Source organism: Paraburkholderia sp. (assembly GCF_035501035.1).
Classification (GTDB): Bacteria; Pseudomonadota; Gammaproteobacteria; order Burkholderiales; family Burkholderiaceae; genus Paraburkholderia.
Map to the genome: position 1 here is coordinate 1 of NZ_DATJWR010000483.1, position 8,815 is coordinate 8,815.

The window sequence follows — 8,815 nt, forward strand, 5'->3', positions numbered from 1 at the left end:
ATCAGATGCCCGGCGAGTCCGAGCCAGAACGTGCGAATCTGCCAGGTGAAGTGCTGCTCGTAGGGCGTGCCCAAGGCTTCGTCGCGCTTCAGGTAATTGAGGATGATCGCAACGAGCACCGAGACGCCACCGGTGAGCCAGTACACCGCGTAAAGCGCATAGAGCACATGCGTGAAGGTGCGCAGGGTGCGCAAGCGGTCCGCGTCGACGCCGTTGCGCCAGGAAGGGGGCGGGTAATCGCCGGATGTGGACATGCTCGTCGTCTCCTGTCGACCAGAGTTGGCGCTTTAGCGCCTTACTCTGGTCCCATGCAAAGCTGTCGACCAGAGTTGGCGTTTTGGCGCCTTCCCGTCTGGAGTCGGGGCTTCAGCCCTTACCTCAGTCGCCGTTCTCTTCGCGCTCGCGGCTCTTGCGCAGGGCCTTTTCCTCGAGCCCCGAGAGGCCCTCGCGACGCTCCAGTTCGGCGAGCACATCGGCAGGGCTCAGGTCGAAATGCGAAAGCGTCACGAGGCAATGAAACCACAGGTCGGCCATCTCGCCCACTAGCGCCTTCGGCGCGCCGCCCTGGCGCACGTCTTTCGCGGCCAGCACGACTTCGGTGGCTTCCTCGCCGACCTTCTTGAGCACCGCGTCGTCGCCCTTGTGGAAAAGGCGCGCGACGTAGGAGGCGTCCGGATCGCCGCCCTTGCGGCTGTCGATCACGGCCGCAAGGCGCAGCAGCGTGTCGTTGGTGTTCAGTTGCGTCATTTGTAGATGTGTTCGGGGTCTTTCAGCACCGGGTCGACGGCGACCCAGCGGCCTTCGTCGACGGTGCCTTCGAATTGCTGGAAAAAGCACGAGTGGCGGCCCGTGTGGCACGCGATGCCCGAGACCTGCTCGACCTTGAGCAGCACGACATCTTCGTCGCAGTCGAGGCGGATGTCGCGCACATGCTGCACGTGCCCCGACTCCTCGCCCTTGAACCACAGGCGCTGGCGCGAGCGCGAAAAGTACACCGCGCGGCGCGTCTCGACCGTTTTCGCGAGCGCCTCGCGGTTCATCCACGCGAACATCAGCACGTCGCCCGTATTGGCCTCCTGCGCAATGACGGGCACGAGACCGTTGGCGTCCCAGTTGACCTTGTCCAGCCAGTTGGTCGGAGCGTTGCTCATGGCGTCACATCCTCACCGAAATGCCCTGCTCGGCCATGAAGCGTTTCGCCTCGCCGACCGTGTGCTCACCGTAGTGGAAGATGCTCGCCGCCAGCACGGCGTCGGCATGGCCCTTGACGATGCCGTCCGCGAGATCCTGCAGGCCGCCCACGCCGCCCGAGGCGATCACGGGAATCGGCACCGCGTCGGACACCGCGCACGTGAGTTCGAGGTCGAAGCCGCTCTTCGTGCCGTCGCGGTCCATGCTCGTCAGCAGGATTTCGCCCGCGCCGAGTTCGGCCATCTTGCGCGCCCACTCCACGGCGTCGATGCCGGTCGCCTTGCGCCCGCCGTGCGTGAAGACTTCCCAGCGCGCCGGCTCGCCTGACGCTGCGTTGCCGGAGACGCGCTTGGCGTCGATGGCGACGACGATGCACTGCGAGCCGTATTTGTCGGCGGAATCGCGCACGAGCTGCGGATTGGCGACCGCCGACGAGTTCATGCTGACCTTGTCCGCACCGGCATTGAGCAGGCGCCGCACGTCCGCCACGGCGCGCACGCCGCCGCCCACGGTGAGCGGAATGAAGACCTGCGATGCGACCGCTTCAATGATCGGGAGGATCAGGTCGCGCTGGTCGGAGGTCGCGGTGATATCGAGGAACGTGAGCTCGTCGGCGCCCTGCTCGTCGTAGCGCCGCGCGATTTCGACGGGGTCGCCCGCGTCGCGCAGCTCGACGAAATTGACGCCTTTCACGACGCGCCCGGCGGTCACGTCGAGGCAGGGGATGATGCGTTTTGGTAGAGCCATGATCTTGCCGAAGTTGCCAGTCGGTGTTGGAGCCTGAGGTTTGCCTGCTGGGTGCCCGCTGGTGCCGGGCGCTTGCCCGGCATGAGCCTGAGACGGCTACCGGCCCCGTTTCGAACGCGGTGCGCCGTGATGCGCCGTGGTGCGCTTTTAGCGTGTCGCGCCGCCCATTGTCGCGCGCTTTGCACCTTGTCGCGAAAATATCCGGTGCGAGCGCCATGCCGTACGGCGAAGCCGGCGCGGTGCCAGAAGCAAAAGGCCTCCGGTCACGGAGGCCGACGTTCGACGCTTACGCGTCGTCCGATTCGCGCAGCTTGTCTGCGCGCGTTTGCGCCTCGGCGAAATCGAGGTCGCCCGAGTAGATCGCGCGGCCGCAGATCACGCCTTCCACGCCTTCGTCCTCGACCTCGCAAAGCGCGTCGATGTCGCCGAGGTTCGAGAGGCCGCCGCTCGCGATGATGGGAATCTTTACCGCACGCGCGAGGCGCACCGTCGCTTCGATGTTGATGCCCTGCAGCATGCCGTCGCGGCCGATGTCGGTGTAGATGATCGACTCGACGCCGTAGTCCTCGAACTTGCGCGCGAGATCGACGACTTCGTGGCCCGTGAGCTTGCTCCAGCCGTCGGTCGCGACTTTGCCGTCCTTGGCGTCGAGACCGACGATGATGTGCCCCCCGAAAGCCGTGCAGGCTTCCTGCAGGAAGCCCGGATTTTTCACGGCGGCGGTGCCGATGATCACGTAGGAAAGGCCGTCGTCGAGATAACGCTCGATGGTGTCGAGGTCGCGGATACCGCCGCCGAGCTGCACGGGGATCTCGTCGCCCACCTCCGCGATGATCTCGCGGATCGCGTCTTCGTTCTTCGGCTTGCCTGCGAACGCGCCGTTCAGGTCGACGAGGTGGAGACGGCGCGCGCCGCGCTCGACCCAGTGTCGGGCCATGGCCGCCGGTTCCTCGGAGAAAATCGTCGCCTGGTCCATATCGCCTTGCTTGAGGCGCACGCAGTGACCGTCTTTGAGATCGATGGCCGGAATCAGCAGCATAGCTTCGGGTGTGTCTGGGAAGGAGGTTGAAGTCTGCCGGCGCCGGTGGAAAAAAGACCCGATCCGACGCCGTTTCGCTAGTTTAGTACAACTCTTTCGGCAGCCTTGCTGACACAAATCGAATGCCGCGGCGCTCGTGCGCGAGGCGGCTGCGAGTGTCAGCGCCGCACAAAATCAGGGGTTCCAGTAGACGAAGTTGCGATACACGCGCAAGCCCGCAGCGGCGCTCTTTTCCGGGTGGAATTGGGTGGCGAAGATGTTATCCCGCGCCACTGCCGAGGTAAAGGCTGCGCCATACGGCGTCTCGCCCACGGTGTGCGCCGGATCTGCCGGCACCACGTAGTAGCTGTGCACGAAGTAAAAAAAGCTTTCGTCGGGCACGCCTTCCCACAGTGCGTGTGCGCGCACCTGGCGCACGCGGTTCCAGCCCATCTGCGGCACCTTGAAGCGCGAACCGTCGTCCTGCAGCCGGCCTTCCAGATCGAAACGCACGACCTTGCCGGGCAACAGGCCCAAGCCCTTCGTGTCGCCTTCCGCGCTCCAGTCGAATAGCATCTGCTCGCCCACGCACACGCCCATGAGCGGCTTGTTGCGCGAGGCTTCGAGCACCGCATCCTGCAGACCCGATTCGGCGAGGCTGCGCATGCAGTCCGGCATCGCGCCCTGCCCCGGCAGCACGACACGGTCGGCCGCACGGATCGCCTCGGGGCGCTCGACGATAGCCACTTCGGCTTCCGGCGCGGCCTGCCTCAGCGCCTGGGCCACCGAACGCAGGTTGCCCATCCCATAATCCACAATCGCAATTGAAGTTTTCATCTCGAATCCGGCCTGCTCGTCAGGCCCTGCCCTTCGCTGGTGCAGGCGCGTAGGTGCGCCCCGCTGTGCCCTGTTCTGCCCTCAAAGCCGTCAATGTACGCCAGTCGGCACGCGCAAGCCCATCAGCCGAATGGCCAATGTGGCGCGCACGCCGCATGCCAGCCGCTGCCCTCGCGCGCAAAGCGTACCGCGAAGGCCCGCGCCACGCGGGGGGCCAAGCGCGGCGCGAAGCGGCTCGCCTTCTGGTCGCTGGACGGTCTCGCTTAAAGGCTGCCCTTCGTCGACGGGATCTTGCCCGCCTGACGCTCGTCCAGTTCGGCGGCCTGACGCAGCGCGCGGCCGAATGCCTTGAACACGGTTTCCATCTGATGGTGCGCGTTCAGGCCGCGCAGGTTGTCGATGTGCAGCGTCACGCCGGCGTGGTTCACGAAGCCGCGGAAGAATTCGATCGACAGGTCGACGTCGAACGTGCCGATGCGCGCACGCGTGAACGGTACGTGGAATTCGAGGCCCGGACGGCCCGAGAAGTCGATGACGACGCGCGAGAGCGCCTCGTCGAGCGGCACGTAGGCGTGGCCGTAGCGGCGAATGCCCTTCTTGTCGCCGATGGCCTGCGCCACCGCCTGGCCGAGCGTGATGCCGACGTCTTCGACCGTATGGTGGTCGTCGATATGCGTGTCGCCATGCGCCTCGATGTCCAGATCGATCAGACCGTGTCGTGCGATCTGGTCGAGCATGTGGTCGAGGAACGGCACGCCGGTCGCGAGCTTCTGCTCGCCGGTGCCGTCCAGATTCAGTTTCACGCGGATTTGCGTTTCGCTGGTGTTGCGAACGACTTGCGCGACGCGCATGGCAATTTCCTTCAAACAGCCCGTAACAGGAGAATGGGAGAACGAAGCATTCGGCTCATTTGAGCACGAGCTTCAGGGCAGCGAGCAGTTGTGCGTTTTCTTCGGGGGTCCCGACGGTCAGACGCACGCAATTCGCCAGCAGTGGGTGCATTTTACCCACGTTTTTGATCAGGATCCGGGCAGTCAGCAGCGTATCGAACACGGACGCCGCGTCGGGCACGCGCACGAGCAGGAAGTTGCCCGCGCTCTCGAACACCTGCGCGCCCGGCAGCTTCGCCACTTCGGCGGCAAGTTTCGCACGCTCGGCGCGCAATTGTGCGGCCTGCGCGTCGAGCACGTCGACGTGCTCGAGCAGCAGGTCCGCGGCCGCCTGCGTGAGCACGTTCACGTTGTAGGGCGGACGCACTTTGTCGAATTCGTTGAGCCAGGTGGGGCGTCCCGCCAGATAGCCGAGGCGGATGCCCGCGAGCCCGAGCTTGGACATCGTGCGCATCACGACCACGTTGTCGAACTCGCCCGCGCGCGGCATCCAGCTTTGCATCGCGAACGGCTGGTAGGCCTCGTCGATCACCACGAGGCTCTTCGCCGCCGCTGCGGCCGCGATGACGCGCTCGATGTCGGCGTCGTCGTACAGCGTGCCGGTGGGGTTGTTCGGGTACGCGAGCCAGATGACTGCGGGCTTGTGCTCCGCGATCGCCGCGAGCGTGGCCGCCACGTCGAGCGTGAAATCGGCGTTGAGCGGCACGCCGACGAACTCCACCTGCGCGAATTTCGCCGACATCGCATACATGACGAAGCCCGGCACCGGCGCGAGCACCTTCGTGCCCGGCTTCGCGCACGCCGTCGTGATCATGCTGATGATTTCGTCGGAGCCGTTGCCGAGCAGCACGTCGCAGTCGGCGGGCACGCGCATCGCCTTCTTGATCTTCGCGATCAGCACCTCGGGGCGCGGCGCGGGATAACGGTTCAGCGCCACGGCCGCAAGGCGTTCGCCCAGTTTCGCGGCGAGATCGGCGGGCAGCGGGAACGGATTCTCCATGGCGTCGAGCTTCACGAATCCGGAAGCGTCGGGCACTGGGTAGCTCGTCATCGCGAGCACGTCGCGACGGATGATGTCTTGTGGTGTCGTCATGTCGAAAGGCGGTTCGCGCGAGCGGGCCCGCCAGCACGGGCTGCTCGGCTGCGCCGGCCGCCCTGGTTATCGTCTTGGTCTCTGCTGCGTGGGGTTCACACTGCGGTTCACACCGCCAGTCGGACTGCTACGTCCCGCACACGCGCGGGGCCTGCCGCTACGCAACGTCTCCATGGTGCGCAGCGGCTTCGTTCAAGCGCGCGCTGTATGCGGGATGCGACCTGCCGGCAACGCGCGCCGCTTCCCGCAGCGACGCTTCAGACCTGCTTCATGCGGAATTCGGCGCTGCGTGCGTGCGCTTGCAGGCCTTCGCCGTACGCAAGCTCCGCTGCGATCTCGCCGAGCGTCTGGGCGCCTTCCGCGCTCACTTCGATCAGGCTCGAGCGCTTGATGAAATCATAAACGCCGAGCGGCGACGAAAAGCGTGCGGTACGAGACGTAGGCAGCACGTGATTCGGCCCCGCGCAGTAGTCGCCGAGGCTTTCGCTCGTGTAGCGACCAAGGAAGATCGCGCCCGCATGGCGGATCTCGGCGCCCCACTTCTGCGGCTCCAGTGCCGAGATTTCGAGGTGCTCGGGCGCGATGTCGTTGGCGATGGCGCAGGCTTCGGCCATGTCGCGCACCTTGACGAGCGCGCCGCGGTTTGTGAGCGACGTGGCGATCACTTCGGCGCGCGGCATCGCGGGCAGCAATTCGGCGATGGCCTCTTCCACGCGCTTGATGAAGCCTGCGTCCGGGCACAGGAGGATCGACTGCGCGAGCTCGTCGTGCTCGGCCTGCGAGAACAGGTCCATGGCCACCCAGCGCGGGTCGGTCGTGCCGTCGCACAGCACGAGGATTTCCGAGGGGCCGGCGATCATGTCGATGCCCACGGTGCCGAACACGCGGCGCTTGGCCGATGCCACATAGGCGTTGCCCGGCCCGCAAATCTTGTCGACGGGCGGGATGGTGTCCGTGCCGTACGCGAGCGCGGCCACGGCCTGCGCGCCGCCGATGGTGAACACGCGGTCGACGCCCCCAAGCAGCGCCGCCGCCAGCACGAGCGGGTTCTTCACGCCGTCGGGCGTGGGCACGACCATGATGATCTCGCGCACACCCGCCACGCGCGCGGGAATCGCGTTCATCAGCACGGAGGACGGATACGCTGCCTTGCCGCCCGGCACGTAGAGGCCCACGCGGTCGAGCGGCGTGACCTTCTGGCCGAGGACGGTGCCATCGGCTTCGGTGTACTGCCAGCTATGCGAGCCGCACTCGATGCGCTGCTTCTCGTGGTAGCCGCGCACGCGCGCCGCCGCGGCTTCGAGCGCCGCGCGCTGCTTCGGCTCGAGGCTCTCCAGCGCCGCTTCGAGTTCGGCAAACGGCAATTCGAGCGCCGCAACGCTCGTGGCGTTCAGGCGGTCGAAGCGGTTCGTGTAGTCGAGCACGGCGGCGTCGCCGCGCGCCTTCACGTCGGCAAGAATCTGCGCGACGGAGCGCTCGATGGCCTCATCCTCGCTCGCCTCGAAGGCGAGCACCGCATGCAGCGCCTTCTTGAAGCCTTCGGCGCTGGAATCGAGTTTGCGCATCGTGATAGCCATGCTGGTATCCATCCGTAACGGTTGTGCGCGCGGCGCCCGCTCAGAGTCGGGCGCGCGGCGCGCGGGCGACGCCTTCTCAGGCAGCCTGCTCGCGGCGCGACGCGCGTTCGAACGCGTCGAGGAAGGGCCGCAGCGCAGCGCGCTTTAACTTCAGCGCCGCCTGATTCACGACGAGGCGCGAGGAGATCGGCATGATCTCCTCGACCTCGACCAGATTGTTCGCGCGCAGCGTGCCGCCCGTGCTGACCAGGTCGACGATCGCGTCGGCAAGGCCGACGAGCGGCGCAAGCTCCATCGAGCCGTACAGCTTGATGAGGTCGACGTGCACGCCCTTGGCCGCGAAGTGCTGGCGCGCGGCTTCCGTGTACTTGGTCGCCACGCGCAGGCGCGCGCCCTGGCGCACCGCATTCGCGTAGTCGAAGCCCGCCTTCACGGCCACCGAAAGACGGCAGCACGCGATGTCGAGATCGATCGGCTGATAGAGGCCGCCGCCGCCGTGCTCGTTGAGCACGTCCTTGCCCGCCACGCCAAAGTCGGCCGCGCCGTATTCCACGTATGTCGGCACGTCGGTCGCCCGCACGATGATGACGCGCAGGTTCGGGTCGGTGGTCGGCAGGATCAGCTTGCGCGAGGTTTCCGGATCTTCGGCCACCTGCACGCCGGCGGCGGCGAGGAGCGGCATCGTCTCTTCGAAGATGCGGCCCTTCGAAAGCGCGAGCGTGAGTGGCGCGCCGGCTGCCGCCGCCGGGGTGGGCCGGGATTCGACCGTGCTCATGCTGCACTCCCCTTGATGCGCTTCACGTTCGCGCCGATCTTCGTGAGCTTCTCCTCCATGCGGTCGTAGCCGCGGTCGAGGTGATAGATACGGTCGATCAGCGTTTCGCCGTCGGCGCACAGGCCCGCGATCACGAGGCTCGCCGAGGCGCGCAGATCGGTTGCCATCACCTTCGCGCCCGAGAGCTTCTCGACGCCCGCCACGAGCGCGGTCTTGCCGTCGATCGTGATGTGCGCGCCGAGGCGATTCAGCTCCTGCACGTGCATGAAGCGGTTCTCGAAGATCGTCTCGACGACCTGCGAGGTACCCTCCGCGATCGCGTTGAGCGCCATGAACTGCGCCTGCATGTCGGTCGGGAACGCCGGGTATTCGGAGGTGCGCACGTTCACGGCGCGGGCGCGCTCGTGCATGCGCACGCGCATCCAGTCGTCGCCTTCCTCGATCGTCACGCCCGCTTCGCGCAGCTTGTCGGTGACGGCGTCGAGGATGTGCGGACGCACGTGTCGCAGCGTCACGTCACCGCCCGCGGCCGCGACCGCGCAGAGGAACGTGCCCGCTTCGATGCGGTCGGGAATGACCGTGTGCTTCGCGCCGTGCAGCTTGTCCACGCCTTGAATGACGAGGCGGTCGGTGCCGATGCCCTCGATCTTCGCGCCCATCTGCACGAGCAGGTTCGCGAGGTCGCCC

11 protein-coding genes are annotated in these 8,815 nt (G+C 66.4%); all 11 read right to left on the reverse strand.

The window, feature by feature from the left end; all coding sequences use genetic code 11:
• Positions 1–254: DUF4870 family protein (locus VMJ11_RS33180; RefSeq protein WP_414694556.1), on the reverse strand; the 254-nt coding region annotated here is incomplete at its 3' end.
• A 124-nt stretch (positions 255–378) separates the two neighbouring features.
• Entirely contained in the window at positions 379–747 is a 369-nt protein-coding gene (locus VMJ11_RS33185) for a phosphoribosyl-ATP diphosphatase (RefSeq protein WP_110388464.1), read from the reverse strand.
• On the reverse strand, positions 744–1,151 hold the full coding sequence (gene hisI, locus VMJ11_RS33190; protein WP_325625347.1) for a phosphoribosyl-AMP cyclohydrolase: 408 nt from the start codon (positions 1,149–1,151) through the stop codon (positions 744–746). Before hisI ends, VMJ11_RS33185 begins: the two co-directional genes overlap by 4 nt.
• A gap of 4 nt (positions 1,152–1,155) precedes the next feature.
• Positions 1,156–1,938 carry an imidazole glycerol phosphate synthase subunit HisF gene (gene hisF, locus VMJ11_RS33195; RefSeq protein ID WP_325625348.1) on the reverse strand — a complete coding sequence of 261 codons (783 nt, stop codon included), beginning with the start codon at positions 1,936–1,938 and terminating at the stop codon, positions 1,156–1,158.
• A gap of 286 nt (positions 1,939–2,224) precedes the next feature.
• Positions 2,225–2,977: a 1-(5-phosphoribosyl)-5-[(5-phosphoribosylamino)methylideneamino]imidazole-4-carboxamide isomerase gene (gene hisA, locus VMJ11_RS33200; RefSeq protein WP_325625350.1), complete on the reverse strand. Its 753-nt coding sequence runs from the start codon at positions 2,975–2,977 to the stop codon at positions 2,225–2,227.
• Between the two features lie 174 nt (positions 2,978–3,151).
• Positions 3,152–3,793: an imidazole glycerol phosphate synthase subunit HisH gene (gene hisH, locus VMJ11_RS33205; RefSeq protein WP_325625351.1), complete on the reverse strand. Its 642-nt coding sequence runs from the start codon at positions 3,791–3,793 to the stop codon at positions 3,152–3,154.
• Between the two features lie 263 nt (positions 3,794–4,056).
• On the reverse strand, positions 4,057–4,644 hold the full coding sequence (hisB, locus tag VMJ11_RS33210; RefSeq protein ID WP_028206573.1) for an imidazoleglycerol-phosphate dehydratase HisB: 588 nt from the start codon (positions 4,642–4,644) through the stop codon (positions 4,057–4,059).
• A 55-nt stretch (positions 4,645–4,699) separates the two neighbouring features.
• Entirely contained in the window at positions 4,700–5,776 is a 1,077-nt protein-coding gene (hisC, locus tag VMJ11_RS33215) for a histidinol-phosphate transaminase (RefSeq protein WP_325625353.1), read from the reverse strand.
• A 257-nt stretch (positions 5,777–6,033) separates the two neighbouring features.
• Positions 6,034–7,353, reverse strand: coding sequence for a histidinol dehydrogenase (hisD, locus tag VMJ11_RS33220; RefSeq protein ID WP_325625355.1), 1,320 nt, complete (start codon positions 7,351–7,353; stop codon positions 6,034–6,036).
• Positions 7,354–7,429: 76 nt separating this feature from the next.
• Complete coding sequence (hisG, locus tag VMJ11_RS33225; RefSeq protein WP_325625357.1) at positions 7,430–8,128, reverse strand: ATP phosphoribosyltransferase; 699 nt, start codon at positions 8,126–8,128, stop codon at positions 7,430–7,432.
• Positions 8,125–8,815: UDP-N-acetylglucosamine 1-carboxyvinyltransferase (locus tag VMJ11_RS33230; protein ID WP_325625358.1), on the reverse strand; the 691-nt coding region annotated here is incomplete at its 5' end. The genes VMJ11_RS33230 and hisG, both read right to left, overlap by 4 nt.